19 protein-coding genes are annotated in these 19,370 nt (G+C 64.3%); 8 read left to right on the top strand and 11 right to left on the bottom strand.

The window, feature by feature from the left end; translation table 11 throughout:
- The first annotated feature begins 30 nt into the window (after positions 1–30).
- Together QX034_RS25575 and QX034_RS25570 are read left to right on the top strand one after the other, a co-directional pair.
- Positions 31–576, top strand: coding sequence for a response regulator (locus QX034_RS25575; RefSeq protein ID WP_316167206.1), 546 nt, complete (start codon positions 31–33; stop codon positions 574–576).
- A 126-nt stretch (positions 577–702) separates the two neighbouring features.
- Positions 703–1,287, top strand: a complete 585-nt coding sequence (locus tag QX034_RS25570; protein WP_315705120.1) for an Hpt domain-containing protein — start codon at positions 703–705, stop codon at positions 1,285–1,287.
- Between the two features lie 123 nt (positions 1,288–1,410).
- Here QX034_RS25570 and QX034_RS25565 read toward each other — a convergent pair whose 3' ends face one another.
- The 4 genes from QX034_RS25565 to folE all read right to left on the bottom strand — a co-directional run bounded on the left by QX034_RS25565 (position 1,411) and on the right by folE (position 5,198).
- Complete coding sequence (locus QX034_RS25565; protein ID WP_315705119.1) at positions 1,411–2,586, bottom strand: DUF2336 domain-containing protein; 1,176 nt, start codon at positions 2,584–2,586, stop codon at positions 1,411–1,413.
- A gap of 287 nt (positions 2,587–2,873) precedes the next feature.
- Complete coding sequence (locus QX034_RS25560; RefSeq protein ID WP_315705118.1) at positions 2,874–3,866, bottom strand: transglycosylase SLT domain-containing protein; 993 nt, start codon at positions 3,864–3,866, stop codon at positions 2,874–2,876.
- A 151-nt stretch (positions 3,867–4,017) separates the two neighbouring features.
- On the bottom strand, positions 4,018–4,449 hold the full coding sequence (gene hisI, locus QX034_RS25555; RefSeq protein WP_315705117.1) for a phosphoribosyl-AMP cyclohydrolase: 432 nt from the start codon (positions 4,447–4,449) through the stop codon (positions 4,018–4,020).
- A 38-nt stretch (positions 4,450–4,487) separates the two neighbouring features.
- A complete protein-coding gene (gene folE, locus QX034_RS25550; RefSeq protein WP_315705116.1) occupies positions 4,488–5,198 on the bottom strand; it encodes a GTP cyclohydrolase I FolE in 711 nt (236 codons plus the stop codon).
- A 185-nt stretch (positions 5,199–5,383) separates the two neighbouring features.
- On the opposite strand from folE, the gene QX034_RS25545 reads away from it, so the two are divergent.
- Complete coding sequence (locus tag QX034_RS25545; RefSeq protein WP_315705115.1) at positions 5,384–5,851, top strand: iron-sulfur cluster assembly scaffold protein; 468 nt, start codon at positions 5,384–5,386, stop codon at positions 5,849–5,851.
- Between the two features lie 213 nt (positions 5,852–6,064).
- Here QX034_RS25545 and QX034_RS25540 read toward each other — a convergent pair whose 3' ends face one another.
- Complete coding sequence (locus tag QX034_RS25540) at positions 6,065–6,961, bottom strand: hypothetical protein (RefSeq protein ID WP_315705114.1); 897 nt, start codon at positions 6,959–6,961, stop codon at positions 6,065–6,067.
- A gap of 268 nt (positions 6,962–7,229) precedes the next feature.
- On the opposite strand from QX034_RS25540, the gene yidD reads away from it, so the two are divergent.
- The gene (yidD, locus tag QX034_RS25535) at positions 7,230–7,580 is read left to right on the top strand and encodes a membrane protein insertion efficiency factor YidD (protein WP_315768153.1); all 351 of its coding nucleotides are present in this window, start codon (positions 7,230–7,232) and stop codon (positions 7,578–7,580) included.
- Between the two features lie 124 nt (positions 7,581–7,704).
- On the top strand, positions 7,705–7,887 hold the full coding sequence (locus QX034_RS25530) for a hypothetical protein (RefSeq protein WP_315705112.1): 183 nt from the start codon (positions 7,705–7,707) through the stop codon (positions 7,885–7,887).
- A gap of 5 nt (positions 7,888–7,892) precedes the next feature.
- Here QX034_RS25530 and QX034_RS25525 read toward each other — a convergent pair whose 3' ends face one another.
- Both QX034_RS25525 and QX034_RS25520 read right to left on the bottom strand, forming a co-directional pair.
- Positions 7,893–9,128, bottom strand: a complete 1,236-nt coding sequence (locus tag QX034_RS25525) for a hypothetical protein (RefSeq protein ID WP_316195959.1) — start codon at positions 9,126–9,128, stop codon at positions 7,893–7,895.
- Positions 9,128–10,504 (bottom strand): APC family permease, encoded by a 1,377-nt coding sequence (locus QX034_RS25520; protein ID WP_316195958.1) that lies wholly within the window; start codon positions 10,502–10,504, stop codon positions 9,128–9,130. The genes QX034_RS25525 and QX034_RS25520 overlap by 1 nt, the downstream gene beginning before the upstream one ends.
- 416 nt (positions 10,505–10,920) lie before the next feature.
- Between QX034_RS25520 and QX034_RS25515 the strand changes: the two genes are divergently transcribed.
- Entirely contained in the window at positions 10,921–12,207 is a 1,287-nt protein-coding gene (locus tag QX034_RS25515) for an alpha/beta hydrolase (protein WP_316195956.1), read from the top strand.
- Positions 12,208–12,270: 63 nt separating this feature from the next.
- Here QX034_RS25515 and QX034_RS25510 read toward each other — a convergent pair whose 3' ends face one another.
- From QX034_RS25510 to QX034_RS25500, 3 genes are all read right to left on the bottom strand, one after another.
- A complete protein-coding gene (locus QX034_RS25510; protein ID WP_315766575.1) occupies positions 12,271–12,639 on the bottom strand; it encodes a hypothetical protein in 369 nt (122 codons plus the stop codon).
- 227 nt (positions 12,640–12,866) lie between these two features.
- Positions 12,867–14,042 carry an MFS transporter gene (locus QX034_RS25505; protein WP_316195954.1) on the bottom strand — a complete coding sequence of 392 codons (1,176 nt, stop codon included), beginning with the start codon at positions 14,040–14,042 and terminating at the stop codon, positions 12,867–12,869.
- 103 nt (positions 14,043–14,145) lie between these two features.
- Entirely contained in the window at positions 14,146–15,414 is a 1,269-nt protein-coding gene (locus QX034_RS25500) for a hypothetical protein (protein WP_315728619.1), read from the bottom strand.
- A gap of 190 nt (positions 15,415–15,604) precedes the next feature.
- Between QX034_RS25500 and thrS the strand changes: the two genes are divergently transcribed.
- Both thrS and QX034_RS25490 read left to right on the top strand, forming a co-directional pair.
- Positions 15,605–17,680, top strand: coding sequence for a threonine--tRNA ligase (gene thrS, locus QX034_RS25495; RefSeq protein ID WP_315728617.1), 2,076 nt, complete (start codon positions 15,605–15,607; stop codon positions 17,678–17,680).
- A gap of 199 nt (positions 17,681–17,879) precedes the next feature.
- Complete coding sequence (locus tag QX034_RS25490) at positions 17,880–18,443, top strand: nitroreductase (protein WP_315728615.1); 564 nt, start codon at positions 17,880–17,882, stop codon at positions 18,441–18,443.
- An 8-nt stretch (positions 18,444–18,451) separates the two neighbouring features.
- On the opposite strand, the gene QX034_RS25485 is transcribed toward QX034_RS25490, so the two are convergent.
- On the bottom strand, positions 18,452–19,333 hold the full coding sequence (locus QX034_RS25485) for an alpha/beta hydrolase (protein ID WP_315728613.1): 882 nt from the start codon (positions 19,331–19,333) through the stop codon (positions 18,452–18,454).
- Between the last annotated feature and the right edge of the window lie 37 nt (positions 19,334–19,370).

Here is a 19,370-nt window from a genome sequence, read left to right as displayed (position 1 = left end):
CTTCAATCGGTCCCCCCTGCAGGCCGGCCAATGTTCCGTATCGATTTCAACAAGCTGCGCTTCCTCGTTTGCGACGACAATCCCCACATGCGCCGCATCCTGCGGACGCTGCTGCACTCGTTCGGCGCGCGCGAAGTCTACGAGGCCGAAGACGGTGCCACCGCGCTGGAAATGTATACCCACTACGTTCCGGACATCGTCATCACCGACTGGGCGATGCCCATCTTCGACGGGCTCGAACTGGCGCAGATGATCCGCCAGCCCGAAGCCAAGGGTAATCCATTCGCGCCGATCATCATGCTGACGGGGCATTCGGAGAAACGGCGCGTGACGGTAGCCCGCGATGCCGGGGTGACCGAATTCCTGGCCAAGCCGATCTCCGCCAAGGGATTGTACCAGCGCATCCTCAACGTGGTCGCCAATCCCCGGCCCTTCATCAAGACCAAGACCTATTTCGGTCCAGATCGTCGCCGCAACACCAGCACCGCCTATATCGGCCCCGAGCGCCGGATCGGCGGCGAAGCCGAAATCCTTCAGCAACCGTCACTTCTGGATAAAGCGCGTTCAGTGCTTTAGCGGCGGACCAGTGAGGCGGCATTAACGCAAACTGGGAAACGGCGCTCCGCGTAAGCGTAACTCAGGTATCAGATTGAGCGAGCAGTCGAACGCGTTCTCTTAGGAAGGCGCAGCGCAGGAAATCCGATGGCGAAACAGAAAGCTCCGGCGATCGAAGTCAAGACTTACGCCAATCACCACGTCATCACCCAGCCGAACCCCTTGAAAAAGGTCCTGCGCCCCGTCGACGACCAGGATCTCGACGATCCGGTCGCCCGCGCGGAAGCTGCGCTCGCCGACCTCTCCGGTGAGTTCAAGTCCTGGATGGTGACGGAAGCCGAACGCCTGTCGAGGGCTTATGCGGCGATCGTGAAGAACGGCTTTGACCAGGAGGCCTGCGACGAACTGTTTCGCGCCGCCCACGACATCAAGGGCGATGCGTCGACCTTCGGCTATCCCTCAGCAGGCGCCGCCGCCGACAGCCTGTGCCGGATCATCGAGCACGCCCCGGACCTCGACAGCGTGCCGCCGGAGCTGTTCACTCACCACATCAACGCCATCAATGCGATCGTGCACGATCATACCAAGCTCGACAGCGTCACCATGGCACGCGAGCTCAGCCGCAAATTGCGCAAGGTTGCGGACGAATACCTCATCCACGTCAACCGCGACCGCCCCGAACATCTCGAAGCGATCCTGGCGCCCAGCATCGTCCCTGGCGATCATCTTTGATGGGGTGCCGAGCGCGTCGTTCAGCCGCGCGCAACCGATCTGTTGATCTTCTGTAACGCCATCGCCACGGTCCTTAAGGGAAGGCGATAACAGGTCGAGCCGCGCCGGATGCGCTGTCGTCGCTCACGCGGCGATCAGCCCCAGCTCGATGCCGGCCACGAAATCTTCGGCCATCACCTCGTCACACAGCAGACGCGCCTCTTCCCGGGCGGATTCGGTTGCGAAGCGGCGCAGCAGGATCAGCAGCGGCTCGGCCGCATCGCGCTCCGTCGCGCAATGCGTCAACACCCGCTCCACCATCCGCCGCCGCAGATTGGCCGCGCTGCTCAGCGTGTCGGTGAACCCGGTTTCATGACAGGCATCGAGCGCGACACGGAAGGCATCGAAGGTAGTCTCCGGGATGCCGGCGCGGAGCAACAATGCGTGCAGGCTGGCCGTGCCGCGATCCCTGAGCAATCCGGACACCCGCGCACGCGGCATGTCGGCGAGCTCCGAGAGCGCCGTCTCGAACAGCTCGATGTTGCCGGAGAGCAGCGCCCGCAAGATCAAGCCCGCAGTGAGTTGCGAGGTGGTCCGGAGATGCCGCACCAGGCCGAGCAGCTCCTCGCCGCGCGAGCGCGCGGCAATCGTAATCGTCGAGCGATCGCGCGCTTCGCTGGCGACTTGCCCGGCCCGGTCGAGACTGAGCCAGTTCTTGGCGACGACGAATTGCGCCAAGGTCTCGGAGAGCTTGTCGACCAGCGCCGCCCGCGTCGCCGCCGGCAGGTCGTCGAGCGCGAGCATGGCTTCGCGGATCGCAGCAAGGTGGCCGTGACGTTCGACAATGCGATCCCAAGAGAACGGCGCAAGCTCGGCGTAGGGATTTTCAATCAGCTCGAGTGCAGCGGCAGCGCTGCCGACTTCCGCGATCGCCGCGCAGACGGGAGCCGGCAACTTGATGCGCCGGGCGATCGCACATTGGGTTTCCGAATTGCCGGTCGCGACGATGTCGACGAGGTCGGCATCGATCAGCAGCGGCGAGTGCTCGAGGATGGGAACGGCGACCGAGGGCTGATCCGACGAGAGCGCCTGAACGATGGCGGCCGGCGCCTCGCCCGATCGGGCAAAGACCTCTGCCATGGCCTGCCGCACCAGCGGCGAAGGATCGTCCAGCAGCATCAACAGCGCGCCTTCGGCGGCGGCGCGGTCCTCATCGGTGAGGTCCGAGATCAGCCAGGCCCGCGCCAGCGCCCGGCCCGCCTCTGCGCGTTCACCGGCTGGCGCGGTTCTAACCCAACTAAGAAACTGCCGAACGATCATGGTCTTTCCGGCTTACGCAACTTGTTCAGGAGACCTGACTTGGCCTCAACAGCACCGAAAATAAACCACGACGCTTAACAAAGCGTTCACCATAAGTGACTGGTATTATTGACGTTTTATTAAGTGACCACGTCCGAAGCTGTATCATGATACAGATCAACGACGTTCTTTGCGCACTCCTGCGCGCAATTCGGAGACACCTCGCGCACACATAGCAAGCGGGCAGCCGAAGGCCGCCCGCTGTCCACGAAGACTGCGAAGAAAGTTGTCGGCCGAGAATCGGTGCGTCAACCGGAGAATGTGCCCTGGGGATCGCTGAATAGATCGAGCGGACGTGCGCCACTGCCCTGCCCCGTCGACGAGGTACTGGCGACCGACGAGGTGCCCCACAATTCGCGTACCGATGCCGACACCGCCTGCGACGATTGACCGTCGACCTGGAAGAGCGAGCGGAACGTCGGATCCATTGGCGCGCTATTCGCGCTCGAACCGTCCGCGCTCGTCGGAGCGGCCTGCCCGGAGCCGCGCACGTCCGGAAACATCGACAGGAAGGTCGCAGTGTCCGTCGTCGGCAGCGCACCTGAGCCCGCTGACGAACCGCCGTACAGCGCGAGTGCGCCGCGGGTGGCCGTTGAGTTGGCTGCGCCGGAATAGCGGGAGGTCAGGACCGAATAGACCTCGGACACGCTGCGCGCCCGGCCGTCGCGATCATAGAAGATGGGCCGGTTGGCGGCGGCGGCATTCGGAAACAGCCGCGCCGCGGATGCTTGCGGCGAGTCCTGCGCACTGGTGATCAGCTTGGCCGCGCCGCCCACCCCCATGAAGTGGGCCATGTAGAGCTCGGCATCGCTCGGCCGCCGGCCGATCAGCCCAGTCAGTTGGGAGCTGTTCGACTGCGTCAGCGCCGCAGCCATTGCGGACGCCGCCTGCGGATCGTCGCGCAGCTTCATGATCGCCTGACGCATCGCGGGATCGTTGACCGTATAGTCGCCGGACGATGTCTTGGTGATGGCATCGGCGTAGTCGCCATAGCCGAGTTGACCGCCGGCCTCCTTGACGGTGCCGAGCCAGGTCTGGTCGATGAACTGGTAGAGGCCGTGCGCCGAGGAAGTCGATGCGCCCGCGGTCGGATTGAAGTCCGACTCCATCTTGGCGGTGGACAAGAGATATTCGAAGCTCGTGCCGACCGTGTCGGCGGCCTGCTTGATCGCGCCGGCGACGCGCGCCCGGACAGTATCGAGGATTCCCGTGGACGAGGAATTGGATGCGTCGACCGACATCAGGTGACCCGCTTTTCGCAGAGGAATCTTGGCAGACCAACGCGCCGGAAACCTCCGGCAACTTGCGGCGGGCATGGTTAATGACGGGTTAAGATTGCCCGATATGGCGGGCCAATGACCGAGCGCCTCCGCAGTGGATGCGGCCTTTGGCTTACTTGCGGTACACCGCCGAAGGGTCGAACAGCCGGTCGGCATCGACAAAGGACAGGCGCGCCGAGCCGTCGCCCGCGTTGTCCACCTTGCGGTAGAAGCAGGAGCGGCGGCCGGTATGGCAGGCCGCCCCAAGCTGCTCGACCCGGAGCCAGACCGCATCCTGATCGCAGTCGGTGCGCATCTCGATGACGCGCTGGGTCTGACCCGAAGTCTCACCTTTGCGCCACAAGGCATTGCGCGAGCGGCTGAAATACCAAGCTTCGCCGGTGGCGACGGTCTTCCGCAGCGCCTCGTCGTTCATATGCGCGACCATCAGCACCTCGCCGGTCGCGACATCAGTCGTGACGCAGGTGACGAGGCCGGAGGCGTCGAATCGCGGAAGGAAGGAAAGCCCCTCCTCGCGCTCAAGGTGATCTGAGGTCGCGGACACGAATTTCTGCCTGGGCCTTCTGGCGCCAATCCCTGGCGCTAATAACGTTGCGGCGCGCGCACCATGGAGAGGAAGCGCGCCTGTTCGGCCGGATTGTCGCGGAACATCCCGGTGAAACGGCTGGTGAAGGTCACCGCACCATGCTTGGCCACACCGCGCACCGACATGCAGGTGTGCTCCGCCTCGACCATGACCGCAACGCCTCGCGGCTTGAGGACCTCGTCGATCGCGGCCGCAATCTGCGCGGTCAGATGTTCCTGAGTCTGCAAGCGACGCGCGAAGATGTCCGTCAGCCGCGCGAGCTTTGAGAGTCCCACGACCCGCTCGACCGGCGTGTAGGCAATATGCGCCCTGCCGTAGAACGGCATCATGTGGTGCTCGCATTGCGAGGTGAATTCGATGTCGCGGACCAGCACGAAATCGTCGTAGCCGGCGGTCTCGCCGAAGGTGCGGTCGAGCACCTCGGCCGGGCACAGATGGTAGCCCTGATAGAGCTCGTCAAAGGCCTCAACTACCCGCCGCGGCGTATCGACCAACCCCTCGCGGGACGGATCCTCCCCGATATAATTGAGGAGCGTATAGACGGCGGCTTCGGCCTCGGCGCGCGACGGACGCGCCCGGTCGGCGCGCACGGCGGCCGCGAGGAATTCCGTCGGATCGAGGTCGGCGGGGCGAGCCTCCGGCAATTTGCCTTCGAGCGCCTTGTTGTCTTGCTTGTTCGTACGCAGGGTCTTGATCAAAGCGTCCATCTCAACTCCGTTCGACCGGCCGGCGATCCGACCGGAGTGTCACCGGCAGACGGGGCGCCTCAGCGCCGGACGCCTGAAGGATTTGGCTGGTTTTTCCGCCAATCGTTTCCATATAGTCCCAATATAGGGCGATGAAACCGGGCCGCCAAGGCCGCCCGGGTGGGTAATTCCGGGACGTCAGGCACATGCTGAACGACATCTACAACAAACGGATCATCGAACTGGCAGGAAATATTCCGCGGCTGGGGCGGCTGGAGAACCCCGACGCCAGCGCCACGGCGCATTCCAAGCTGTGCGGGTCGACCGTCAAGGTCGATCTCAAGATGGAGGGGCCGGTGGTGACCGATTTTGCCCATGACGTGAAGGCCTGTGCGCTGGGCCAGGCATCCTCCTCGATCATGGCCCGCCATGTCGTCGGTTCCAACGCGCAGGAGCTGCGCGAGTTGCGCGAAACGGTGCGCAAAATGCTGAAGGAGAACGGCGCCCCTCCGGACGGCAAATGGGCCGACATCGCCCTGCTCGAGCCGGTACGCGATTACAAGGCGCGACACGCCTCGACGCTACTGACCTTCGATGCCGTGGTCGATGCGATCAACCAGATCGAGGCGAAAGCGGCGGCGAAGGGCAAGGAGCCGGCGGCGGCGCAGGGGTGAATGGCCGGCCCTTCTCAGGGCAGGGTTATCGCATATGGGAAGAAACGCGGCCGCCGATTCTCTCCGCGACCGTCCTTCGATACTTCGCCTCCGGCGAGTTCCTCAGGACGAGGCCCGCTTTGCGAAAAATGGCAAACCCTCATGGTGAGGTGCGCCGCTTGCGGCGCGTCTCGAACCATGAGGCCGGTCCGGGCTTGGGCCGTATGCAGGAAGCTATTGCGCCGGCGTCGTGGCGCCCGTGCTAGCGGGGGCAACCGCCTCCGCGGTCCGCGTCGACTTGAGCGGCGCCTTGTCGGCGTCAGGGCTCGCAGCACCAAAACGGTCCTGCCCCTTTGGCGTGAGCTCCGCCATCGGAATTGCGGGCCTCCCCTGGGGCAACACGTCGGCAGCGATCTGGGTCGTCACGAGGTTGGTGAGCCCGAGTTCGCCGTGCGACAGCTCATGCAGGTCCTCCCACGGCGGCACGTTGAGCGCGAGCGACAACAGATCGCCGGCGCCTCCCATATCGAATGTGTATTTCGCAAGGCGGCCGATATCGCGCTCGACGATCATCATGTCCTGCGCCGTATAGCTTGCGGCCTTGGCATCGTCGGCACGATCGCCCATCCAGATCTGGTGCACGCGGACATGCGCCCGCTCCGGCACGTAACGTGTGGTGCCGGCAAGCAGCAGGAACACGCACATCGATTCGCAATAGGCCTCTGGCGTGATCCGCGCGGCCTCGCCCGGACGGCGCCCACGCACGCTGATGCCTACCGTGGTTCGCAGCTTCAATTCGCGGAACCGGCGCCCGAGCGCGATCGCATCATTGACCGACCCGCCGCTCGAATCCAGCACCACGGTGGTGCCGGTCAAATCGCGGGTTTTGGAGAAATCGTCAAAATCCTTGGGGCTGTCCCCCGTGATGATGCCGACCGCACTGACCCAGCCGCAATTCGGCTCACAGGCGACCCAGCTGAAGCGCATCGGCTGTTTGCGCTCCTCAAGTGAGGACCCTGCCTGGGCACTGTTGGAGGCTGACATCATCGCGCCGCCGAGCGCGGTTCCGACCGCTGCAACGCTCAGAAGCGTCCAGCGCAAAATACGCGACCGCAGCAGCTTCACGTCCAATTCGCCCCCCTACCCAATCTCAGATCCAAACCGCGCCGTCACGCGTGGCCAGTCAAAACGTGGCAAGTTCCACCTCGATGCATTATTTATTCTGTCACACCGACGTCAGGAAAAACTATCCGGGCAATTCCTTACCGTCCAGCCGCGGATCGCTGCGCTGCCCCTAAAAACGTGTGATAGTTGCATCACATAAGCACAAAAATACGCGAGTTCCGGTTCCCCGCTCGGGAACTATGCACCGCTCCGCTCACGAGTCCTGCATTCACCCATGAAGCACGCATGTTCCCATCCTCACCATCACGAGCCGGCGCTCCTGTCCCGTGTGCCACGCCGGATGGCCCGCGCGCTGATCTGGGTCTATCGGCACACGCTCTCGCCTCTGGTCGGATACAATTGCCGTCATCTGCCGACCTGCTCGGTCTATGCTGATGAGTCGATCGAGCGGTTCGGCTTGTGGGCCGGCGGCTGGATGACGTTGGCGCGGCTGCTGCGTTGCCAGCCATTTGGCACCTCCGGCATCGACAATGTTCCGCTTGCCGCGCCAGCTGGCGCGCGCTGGTATCTGCCGTGGCGCTATGCGCGCTGGCGCGGCGTCAACGATCCTTCGACACCGAGGTGACGTCCTGCATCAGCCAGGACGATCGCTCCATTTGCTGCGGCGCATTCACGACCAAAGACCGCGCCCTGGAACTTTGTTCCGATCCTCGCATTGATTTGATGCTTCCCGATGGGAGGACACAACAATGCGCTGGAAAATCAGCCCCAAATTCTCGCCCGTCCGCCGCGACGGCAGACAGCTCGATCTCATCGCTATCGTCGCTCTGCTGATCGTGATCGTCGCCGCGTGGCGTTATTTCGACGACTCCACCGCCCTGCCTCCCAACACCTCGGGATTCATCGTTCCCAGCCAGAACGTGCATTGGTGAGCGCTTCACCAGCCCGGCCAGAACCAGAAACCGCTACGCTGCCGCCGCGGATAGGCCGGGATCGGCTCGGGCGGCCGCGGCCCGCGGCGCGGTCGCACAGTCTGGGTGGCCGGCTCGGCGGGTAACATCGCCTCGGCCGATGACGTTGCCTCCGCGGCTGGCAACCTGACCGCCAGCAGCACGTTGGATTCGCGTGTGCGCCAGCGATAGCCGATACCGAAGTCGAGCGGCTGCGCACGATCGAACAGGTCGACATAACGTTCCTGATACATGCTGGGAAACTTCTCGATCGGCCCCGCGTAGCGCCCGAACGGGAAGAAACGCCACGCCCGCGAGTCGAAGCTGGCAAGCGGAATCCCGGAATCGTCCTGAACGATCGTCGCGCTGTTCTTGAGCAGCCAGCTGCGCACCACCGAGAAATTGCCGGAGTGGAGGAGATAGGATGCGCTCTTGAGCAGGCTGTTGCCGGGCGCCAGCGGCTCACAAAACTTCAGGAAACCGCTGCTCTTGACCCCGGAATTGGAGAGATCGGTCGAGAAGTAGTAAAGCGTCTTCTCCACCCCGTCGCCGCCGGCAAAACTGATGCGCGCGCCGCGCGTTGCGTTCGGGTTGGATTGCTCGTTGCTGCCATGCACAGCACCGGTGTCATCCAGCCAAACCAGCTCGACCGTATGGATGGTCTTTCCGCTTCGCGCCAGGAACACATAGAGGATCGGCAACGTGCCGTTGACGTCACCCTCATGCAGGTCGGTCTTCATCTGTTTGGTGATGAAGAAGGAAAAGCTCAGGATCGATTGCAACGAGTGCTCGACATAGGCCAAGGCCGGCCCGATGCCGCCGCGCGGCAGCCGCGTCAGGTCGGGCACCGGACCGGTCGGCTCCAGCGCGGCCATGACATAGGTCGTCGCTTTGGAATGAAACGCGTCGGCGTAGAGGAAGTCGGGCCCCGAGAAGAAGTAGAACATCGTCGGTCGGGGCGCGGCGAGATTGGTATCCGCCCAGGCACGTATTTTTGAAAGCTGACGCTGTTCGAGCTGGCCGAACGCATTGTCGAAGAATTTCGCATGGCGCTGCCACGACGGATCCTGCGTCAATGCAGCCAGTGGCGATCCGGCCGACGGCTGCATCCCCGCAAGGACCCGCGCGGTGTCGTCAGGCGAGACCGTCTGCGCATGGGCTGAACCGGTCCCCAACAGGACGATCCACAGCACCAGCGTCTGCACGTTGGGAAATCGCACCATCAATCCGCACCTGGCAATGCTGTCGCGGCATCCCGACCCGGCCGCTTGTTAGCAAGGAGATAAATCAGCACGCCGGACATCATCGCCACCGTGCCGAGGCCGGCCTGCAATGGCCGCTCCGCAAACAGGGAGTACATCATGAAGCCGGTCACGAGCAGGAACACCAGGGGCGTCAGCGGGTAGCCCCAAGCCAAATACGGCCGCGGCAGGTCCGGCCGGGTGACGCGCAGCTTGATGAGCCCAAGCACCGTGAGAAAAGAACACGTGAGCAGCGCAAACTGGATGAAATCGAGCACCGCCTCGAAGCTCTCGGTGACCAACATCAGGTTCGCCACCGCGAGCTGAAACAGGATGGCGTAGGTCGGCGCGCCGCCTCGCGACTTCCGGGCAAAGAATGCGAGCGCCGGAATGTCTTCACCCATCGTCATCAACACGCGCGGCCCCATCCACATCATGGCGGCGATCGAAGACACCAGTCCGATGCAGATCATGCCGGCGACGATACGCCCGCCGGTGGCACCGAAGATGTAGGTGCCGGCGATGCTTGCGACCTGGAGCTGTCCGGACAGCTTGTCGATCGGCGCGGCGAGCAGGAACACGGCGTTCAGCGCGACATAGAGCACGAGCACGAGCGACGTGCCCGCGAGCAGCGCACGCGGCAGCGTCCGTTCCGGCGCTCGCAGCTCGCCGATGATGTAGGTCGCGGCGTTCCAGCCGGAGAAGGCGTACATGACGAAGACGAGCCCGATCGCAAACGGTCCGCTCAACACGTAGCCGATATCGGCCCTTACCGGGCTGAACGTGACCGGCTGCGGCGACGGAGAAGCGAAGCCTGCGATCAGGAAGGCGACGATCAGGCCCACCTTCAGGAGCGTTGAGATCAGTTGGAAGCTGCTCGATTGCCTGATGCCGCCAAGTTGCACCAGCGACACCAGCCAGACCGCGCCGACCGCCAGCGCCAGTGACGGTGCGCCCGGAATGACAGCCTTGCCATACTCGCCGAACGCCATCGCCGCGAGCGCAACCGGCGCGGCGAAGCCGACCGTTGCTGACACCCAGCCGGCCATGAAGCCAATGGCAGGATGGAAAGCGCGCGAGAGCAAATTGTATTCGCCGCTCGAGCGCGGAAACATTGCACCCAATTCGGCATAGGAAAGCGCACCGCAGAGCGCGACGATCCCGCCAATGGTCCACAACAGCAGAATGGAGAAGCCGGACGGGATATCCCTGACCTGGAAGCCAAGGCTGGTAAAGACGCCGACCCCGACCATGTCGGCCACCACGAGGGCCGTGGCGATCGGCACCGACACCGACGGCACGGCGCTCTCAGGCACCCGCTCGGGCCAAGTCGCACCATCCGTGTCGGAGGCAGCCATTTCGCGCAGGGGCGTTGAACGCCCCTCCCCTTAGCTCCAGCCCCAGATTCGACCCAAACCATTCAAACATAGTTAACAGGGACTAAATAAGGCCTCAATAAGGAGGTATTTCAGAACCACTCAACCAGGTTCGGCGGTCGAGGGCGTTGCATTGCGGCGCGACCAAGCCCACAATCGCGACACGATCTCGTGCTGTGTCGCGCGATTGGGACACCTTTGAGGCGCCCAGCGTCTCTACAGCGCGGCAAACCGGCTCGAGAACGCGGGGTGTGGTCCGGCGCTCAGGCTTAACGCCACCTCAACATCGCCGGCTCAGAGTTGAGGGACTGAAGCTGGCGCTGTCGGTCGCAGCGCCGATCTTGGGTCTAGGTCTTTTGGGTGAGCTTGTTAGGGGGTCTTGGGGGTTGCAGGGGCGGATGCTCGGATCTTATCCGAAAAGCCTGAGATATCGTCGTGCGCGCGCGCCCGGTCGGCTGAACCTGCCCGCGCGCCGCTGGCTTCCCATCGCGCCGCGCCGAGTCACGACCGCCACCACCGCGCTGCTGCTGTCGCTTCCGCTTGCTCAGTGCAGCAAGGCGCCGAACGCAGGCGTTCTGGCCGCCAATGCAGCGCCAGCTCAGCTGACGACTTTCGACGAGCGTTTTCCCACGCCGCAATTCCGCGACCGCTTCCCCTCGCCTTCCGAAAGTTTCGCGCTGCATAGCCCAGAGGACTTCACACCAAAGCCGGCGGAGACAAAGCCTGCGTCCTATCAGGTCGCGTCGCTCGAACCGCAGGCGCCGGCCTCGCACACACGCGAAGAGCTGACGACGCTGGTCAGCATGAAATCGTCGGCGTTCCCCTACTACGGCACTAACCCTGCTTCCGACGCACCGTTTCTCAACGTCACGAGCGGCGAGCGCCGCGGCCATCGCAGCTTGTCGGGACGCGTCTACTGGCAGGACCAGACCTACAATGACAGCCGCGTGCTGGTGCACGTCCCGGAACATTTTGACGTTCGCAAACCCGGCGTGATCGTCGTGTTCTTCCACGGTAACGGCGCGACCTTGGAGCGCGACGTGCGAGACCGACAGCTGGTTCCGCAGCAGATCAGCGACTCCAGCGTGAATGCAGTGCTGCTGGCCCCGCAGATGGCCGTGGATGCCGCCGATTCCAGCGCCGGCAAGTTCTGGCAGCCCGGCGGCTTCAAGCGTTTCATGGACGAGGCCGCCGGCAGCCTCGCCCGTCTCACGGGAGAGCCGAGCGCGGCAAAGGCGTTTGCAGCCATGCCGATCGTCATCGTCGGCTATAGCGGCGGCTTCCTGCCGACCGCATGGAGTCTCGAGGTGGGCGGCGTCACGGATCGCGTCCGCGGTGTCGTGCTGCTCGACGCCGTGTATGGCCAGCTCGACAAGTTCGCGGGCTGGATCGAGCGCAATCGTTCCGGCTTCTTCGTCTCGTCCTATACGCACTACACGGCCCGCCACGACCGCGAGCTGATGGCAACGCTGCGAGAGCGCGGCATTGCGATTTCCGAGGACATTGACGGGCCGCTCAAGCCCGGCAGCGTGGTGTTCGTCGAGACGCCGGAGGGCGTGACGCATCGGGACTACGTCACGCTGGCCTGGACGAGAAATCCGATCAAGGACGTGCTGACGAAGATGGCCGCCGCCCGGCCGCCGATCCGGATCGCGGCTGGCAGTTCGACGGCGACCAGCCGCTGACCCTGCCCCCCGCCTAACGGCGCCGAGCCCGCCCTGCTCTCGGCTATGCCAGGGCGATCGAGATCAGGATTTCTCGCCGGATTTTTCGTCGGCCTTCGGCTTCGGCATCTTGTCCACGAAGCCGTTGAAGCAGGCGAGCCGCTCGTCCTCCTCCTTGGTGAACTTGCAATCGGCCACCGTCTTGGCCTTGATCGCCTTCGGCTTCGGCGCCGGCGGGATCACGGCGTCATAGCAGTTCAGCCGCTCCTTGGTGCCATCCTCGATCTCCAGACAGGCCTGCAGCCGCACGGCGGCCGACTGCGGCTTGGCGGCAGCCATCGTGTGCGGCTTGACCTGGACCAACGGCCGGTCCCCCACCATCGGCGGGTCGGCCTGGGCAAGGGCGGCCGTCGAAATCAACGCCACGGCCAAGCTCAAAGTTATCCGTTTCATGTCATATCGCTTTCATATGAACGTGCGGAGGGCCCTCGGGCGTCAGCCTGATTAGCCGCCGGTTGTGGCGAAATCAGCGACAGCCCGCCTCCCGCATGAAGCGGCTTTAAGCCAGTCTTGCAGCGTTTGCCAAGCGCCTATTGGCCAAGCCCCGACGTCCGGGGCATCCCCGGCTGGCTTTCTTGGGGACACCCCGTTCGCGCCTGCGAGAACTCATGCCCGAGAACTCATGCCAATGCCGCTACCGGCACGCGCGGCCGGCTGGACAGAATGGCAAGCAGCGCCATGATCAGGAACGCCGTGGCAACATAGCCGGTGCTGTCCAGCAGGTTGCGCGCAAACAGCGTTCCACCAACGGCCGAACCGATGGCCTGACCGATATAGAGAACCGAGGTGTTCAGCGAGACTGAGGCCGACGCGAGCGGCGGCGCGGCCGCAACCAGGCGGACCTGCTGCATGGAATTCGACGAAGCAAAGCCAAGTCCCCAGATCGCCGCCCCGGCCGCCATGACCGGATAAGCTCCCGCCCCCAGCGTCCAGCAGAAGATGCCGGTCAGAACCAGGCAGGTAAACAGCAGTGAGGTCCGAAATGCGCCCCAGGAATCGACGATGCGGGTGGCAATGACGACGCCGACAAAGCCGGCGACGCCATAGAGCGCAAACACGACTCCAATCTCGTTCGCGTCCGCGCCGGTCAGCGTCTTCAACAGCGGGCCCATGAAAGTGAAGACGACGAACTGCCCGGACATCTGCAGCGTCGTGATCAAGAGCAGCAGCACGACCGCTCGATTGCGGCCGAGTTCGGCCCAGGTCTTCAGATCGACGCGAGCGCCGAGCAGCCCCTTTGGCAGGCGCCAGACCAGGAGCAAGCAACTCACCGCGCCGGTCAGTCCGACGAGCAGATAGGCCGTCCGCCAGCCCAGATGACTGCCGACGAAAGTGATCAGCGGCAGGCCCACGGCGGCCGCCAGCGACCAGCCGAGAAACACATAGGCGATGGTGCCACCGCGCCGTTCGGCCGGAACGATCAGCGCTGCGGTACCCGCCGCCTGCGGCGTATAGAGCGCCCCAACCGCGAGCATCACCAGGCGGATCGCGAGCAGGCTCGCATACCCGGGCGCCACGCTCGAGGCCAGATTGCCGAGCGCCATGACCGCGAGCGTGACCGCAAGCAGGCTGCGGCGATCGATCCGGCTGGTGAGCCAGGCCGTCAACGGCGAGCCGATGCACAGGATCACTGCGCCGAAGGTGATCAGCAAGCCCGCGGTCCGGATGCTGACGTCGAGATCTCCGGCGAGCTCCGGCAACAGCCCGGCCGGGGCCAGCACGGAACAGCCGGTGACGAGATTGCCCAGCATCAGGGCCGTGGGTGCGAAACGATGGGATTCGAGATGATCGGTCATATCCAATTGATACCAGACCGCGTCCATGCATTTGCTTGAAACATTGTCATGTCCCGCATGACATCTTCTTGGATGAGCACGCGTGTCGGCCGAAGAGGCGCAATCAGCGGACTGCTCCGGCTACCTGCTCGCGTCCTGCGGACATTGCTGACGTCGCCTTTGCCTGCGGGCAGCCGGAAAGCAGGCGCTGCAGCGCCGCCGGCAGACCGTCCGTGGAGAGTCGGGACGACGCGAATTGCCAGTTGCCCTCACGCAATTCGCCTTCGGTGAGGTCGGTCGCAGCACTGGCCGCGAGCGCGCGAAGCTGGCCACCGTTCAAGCGCGCGCCCCAGGTCTCCTGACCGCTTCCCCTGCGCGGCGGGTAAAGGAAATTGAGCCGCTCGGCCCCGTTCACGATCGCGACCGAGGCCGTTCCCGTCGCGGCCAGTGCGGGCCGCTGGAAATCGAGTTCGAACCGGTCGGCATCGAAACAGACGAGCTGGAATCGCGTCGTGCGGAAGCTGGTATCGCCGGGTTTGCGCGAGATCACCGTCTTATACGCAACGCCGAGGCTAGCGTTCTCGAACATCCAGCGCGTCTCGGCCACCTCGCGCCGGTCGAGGCCGAACCTGGCGATCTCCTCGCGGCTCAGGATGTGCAGCCCCTCGAAACGCACGGAGCGCGAAGCGGCGAGCAGGCCGGAGTCGATCCCCATCTTCTTGAGATAATCGAGCACCAGGCGATCGGCCCGCGCGCTCGCCTGCTGCAAAGCGCGCGTCCGCAGCTCCGGGGGCGGCACGCCGGTGGTGAAGTTCAAAATCACCCGCGGCGAGTGGACGGCCAGCATGGTATCGGGCGCGATCTCGCGAGTCGGCGCGCCGAGGATGAGATAGGGACAGGCCGAGGCACACATCGCACCACGGGTCCAAACGTCTCCGGTCAACTCACGACCGGACTGCTTGAGCTTGACGCAGACCTCGCTGTCCTGAGCCTCCAGGCCGCAGTCGCGGACCATGGTCCGGCCGACCCGCGCGATGGCCTTTCTCTCCCGCAGGAGGTTGCCGATCGCGAGCGCCTGCTCGAGATTGCCGCCCGGCGACTCGAAATAGATCGGCAGCCGGCGGTCACCGACCTGCTTCAGGAATTTGCGAAACCGCGCCACGGCGATGTTGTCGATCCGCCCCTCGGCCGCGATCCAGCTGTCACACCCCTCGCCACAGGCGCCCGGTTGTCCCTTGACCAGGTAGAATGAGATCGGCGGCGAATGATCGGCAAGGTGCCGCGCCGGCGAGGCTGCTGGCGCAGCAAGGCTGCGGCTGCACGTCAGGACCAGCGCCGCAAGCAGAGCGAGGCGCGGAATGATCCCGCCCACACGTTGATGGAAGACAAGCATCGGAAAATAGCACGACCCCAGCACTTTCGGTTGTATCACACCGCCCTACCGCCGCAAGGCTGGCAGGCCATCGCGGCCGGAACTGGCAGCTTTCCCACGCGTGGCGGGTTGCAGGCTCCGAATCCGCTGCTATACCGCTTGCTCCCGCTTACCTGCGCTCGTTCGCAGGAGTGAGCTTTAGGAGAACGCCATGCCTGACCAGTCTAAACCCGACCAGTCCAAATCCGACCAGCCGAAAGCCGAATCCGGCTTCCAATACAGCCTCAGCAATCTGAAGCCCGCCGCACCGGTCGAGAAGATCACCATCAGCTTCCCCGACGGGGCAAAGCGCGAATACCCCAAGAACACCACCGGCTTCGACATCGCCAAGGGCATCTCGCCCTCGCTCGCCAAGCGCACGGTCGCGATGGCGCTGGACGGCACGCTGGCCGACCTCAATGACCCCATCGCGGACGATGCCAGGCTCGAGCTGGTCGATCGCGACGATCCGCGCGCGCTGGAATTGATCCGGCACGACTGCGCACACGTGCTCGCCGAAGCCGTGCAGTCGCTGTGGCCGGGCACCCAGGTCACGATCGGCCCGGTGATCGAGAATGGCTTCTACTACGACTTCTTCCGCAACGAGCCGTTCACTCCGGAAGACTTCGCCGCGATCGAGAAGAAGATGCGCGAGATCATCGCGCGCGACAAACCCTTCACCAAGGAAGTGTGGAATCGCGAGCACACCAAGCAGGTGTTCCGCGACAAGGGCGAGGCGTTCAAGGTCGAGCTGGTCGATGCCATTCCCGGCGACGAGCCGATCAAGATCTACTTCCAGGGCGACTGGTTCGATCTCTGCCGCGGTCCGCACATGACCTCGACCGGCAAGATCGGCAATGCGTTCAAGCTGATGAAGGTGGCCGGCGCCTATTGGCGCGGCGATTCCAACAATCCGATGCTGACCCGCATCTACGGCACCGCCTTCGCGAAACAGGAGCAGCTCGACGCCTACCTGAAGCAGATCGAGGAAGCCGAGAAACGCGATCATCGCAAGCTCGGCCGCGAGCTCGACCTGTTCCACTTCCAGGAGGAAGGCCCCGGCGTCGTGTTCTGGCACCCCAAGGGCTGGAGCATCTTCCAGGCGCTGATCGCCTATATGCGCCGGCGCCTGGCGGGCGACTACAGCGAGGTCAACGCGCCGCAGATCCTCGACAAGTCGCTGTGGGAGACCTCGGGGCACTGGAACTGGTACCGCGAGAACATGTTCGCGGCCCAGTCGGCCGGTGACGAGGCCGAGGACAAGCGCTGGTTCGCGCTGAAGCCGATGAACTGCCCGGGGCACGTGCAGATCTTCAAGCACGGATTGAAGAGCTATCGCGACCTGCCCTTGCGCCTTGCCGAATTCGGCGTCGTGCATCGCTACGAAGCCTCCGGTGCGATGCACGGCTTGATGCGCGTGCGCGGCTTCACCCAGGACGACGCCCACATCTTCTGCACCGAGGACCAGCTCGCGGACGAGTGCCTGAAGATCAACGAGCTGATCCTGTCGACCTATGCCGATTTCGGCTTCGAGGGCGAACTGACGGTGAAGCTCTCGACCCGTCCGGAGAAGCGCGTCGGCACCGACGAGATGTGGGATCACGCCGAGCGAGTGATGGCCACCGTGCTGCAGGAGATCAAGACCCAGCGCAACAACATCCGGACCGAGATCAACCCGGGCGAAGGCGCGTTCTACGGGCCGAAGTTCGAATACGTGCTGCGCGACGCCATCGGGCGCGACTGGCAGTGCGGCACCACGCAGGTCGACTTCAACCTGCCGGAGCGGTTCGGCGCGTTCTACATCGACGCCGACGGCGCCAAGAAGCCGCCGGTGATGGTGCACCGGGCGATCTGCGGCTCGATGGAGCGCTTCATCGGCATCCTGATCGAGCACTATGCCGGCAACTTCCCGCTCTGGCTGGCGCCGACGCAGCTCGTCGTCACCACCATCACCTCGGAGGGCGACGAATACGCCAAGCGGGTGTTGGCGGCGGCGCGCGCTGTGGGCTTGCGGGCCGAGATCGATCTGCGCAACGAGAAGATCAACTACAAGGTCCGCGAGCACTCGCTGCAGAAGATCCCAGCGCTGCTCGTCGTCGGCAAGAAGGAGGCCGAGACGCATTCGGTCTCCGTGCGACGGCTCGGCCGCGACGGTCAGACCGTAATGCCGACCGCGGAGGCGATCGCGGCGCTGGTCGAGGAGGCGACGCCGCCGGACGTCGCACGGCGGGCGCGCGAGGCGGCGTAGATACTGCCCTAGGCTACAAACGACCGCACTTGTCACGACGTGCTTCCGGGAGCGCTTGCAAAGCAAGCGGCCCGGAAGCCATCAGCTGCGGGGGCTCGCCTGTCGCCGCTTTAGAGTCGATCAAAACCGCCGGAGCCATCTGTTGCAGGCGGATCGGCATGCTATCTAAGGCGAGACATCAGCCACCGAGAACATGCAAGTGCCCGACGCCCTTGAACTCCTGAAGACCCGCCGCTCGGTCAAGCCGCGCGAGATGGCCGGCCCCGGCCCCTCGCCTGCCGAGCTCGACACCATCCTGACCATCGGCGCCCGCGTGCCCGACCACGGCAAGCTCGCCCCCTGGCGCTTCATCATCTTCGAGGGCGATGCGCGCCAGCGCGCCGGCGAGATCATCGCCAAGGTGTTTTCTGAGAAACACCCGCAAGCGAGCGAAGCCGAGATCGAGACCGAGAAGAAGCGGCTGACCGATGCGCCGCTGGTGATCGGCGTGGTCAGCAGCACCAAGCCGCACCCGAAGGTCCCTCCGTTCGAGCAGGAGCTGTCGGCCGGCGCGAGCGCGATGAACATCGTCACCGCCGCCACTGCGCTCGCCTATGGCGCCGCCTGGCTCACCGGCTGGTTCTGCTTCGACCGCGACGTGCTCGACCGCTTGGGACTGAAGCCGGACGAGAAGCTCGCCGGCATGATCCATATCGGCACGCCGACCAAGCCGAGCGAGGACCGCCCGCGTCCGGCGCTCTCGGAGATCGTGACGCGGTTTTAGGCCGACCGCTAATTTCTTCCGTCAAGAAATTGGCGTATCGCCTTGATGGTCGCCTCCGGCTGCTCTTCCATCAGCCAGTGTCCGGCGTCGGGAATGACAACCTCGGTGACGTCGGACGCGGCATTGCGCATCACGACGGCTTCCATCGCGCCGAAGGATTTCTGGCCGCCGACGGCAAGCACAGGAATGGTCAACTTTGTGGCGATCGCCTTCTTGTTGTCCTCTGCGTCGGTGCGGATCGACCTGAACTGAGCGAATGCAGCACGCATCGCGCCCGGTCGCGCATAGAGCGCTGCGTAATGGCGGCGTGTCGCTTCCCCAATCTTCGAAGGCGTGCCGGCGAATTCATTCCAGAAACGGTCGAGGTAGATGCGCTCACGGCCTTTGACCAGCCGCTCCATATCAGGGCCGCCGAGATCGAAGTGCCACAGCTGCGGGCTGCGAACGATCTCATCCCAAGGCGGCACGCCGGGCACCGGGGCATCCATGACGACCAGCTTCTCGGTCATGTCGCGATACCGCGCCGCGCAGGCATAAGCCACCATGGTTCCGATGTCGTGTCCGACGACAGCCGCCTTGTCGATGCCAAGCGCGGCTAAAACGGCCCGCATATCGGCGGCCTGGGTCCATTTGTCGTAGCCGCTGTCGGGCTTGCCCGAGAGGCCCATGCCGCGCAGATCCGGAACGACCACGGTGTGGTCGCGCGCCAGGTCAGCCCCGAGCTTGACCCACATGTCGCCGGTATCGCCGAATCCATGGATCAGGATCACGGCAGGCCCCTGACCGCCGACACGAACATGGATTTGCGTCCCATTGGCCGCGATCGTCCTGGTTTTGAAACCCGAGGGGAACTGCTCGACCTCGGCTCGGGCCGCAGGAGCGAGCAGCATGAGGAGAATTGCGAGGCATCTTGCGCCCACCGGCACC

Source organism: Bradyrhizobium sp. SZCCHNR3119 (genome assembly GCF_032487775.1).
GTDB lineage: Bacteria > Pseudomonadota > Alphaproteobacteria > Rhizobiales > Xanthobacteraceae > Bradyrhizobium.
The sequence above is the reverse complement of the archived record's forward strand: the minus strand, read 5'-3'. Positions and strand labels throughout refer to the sequence as shown.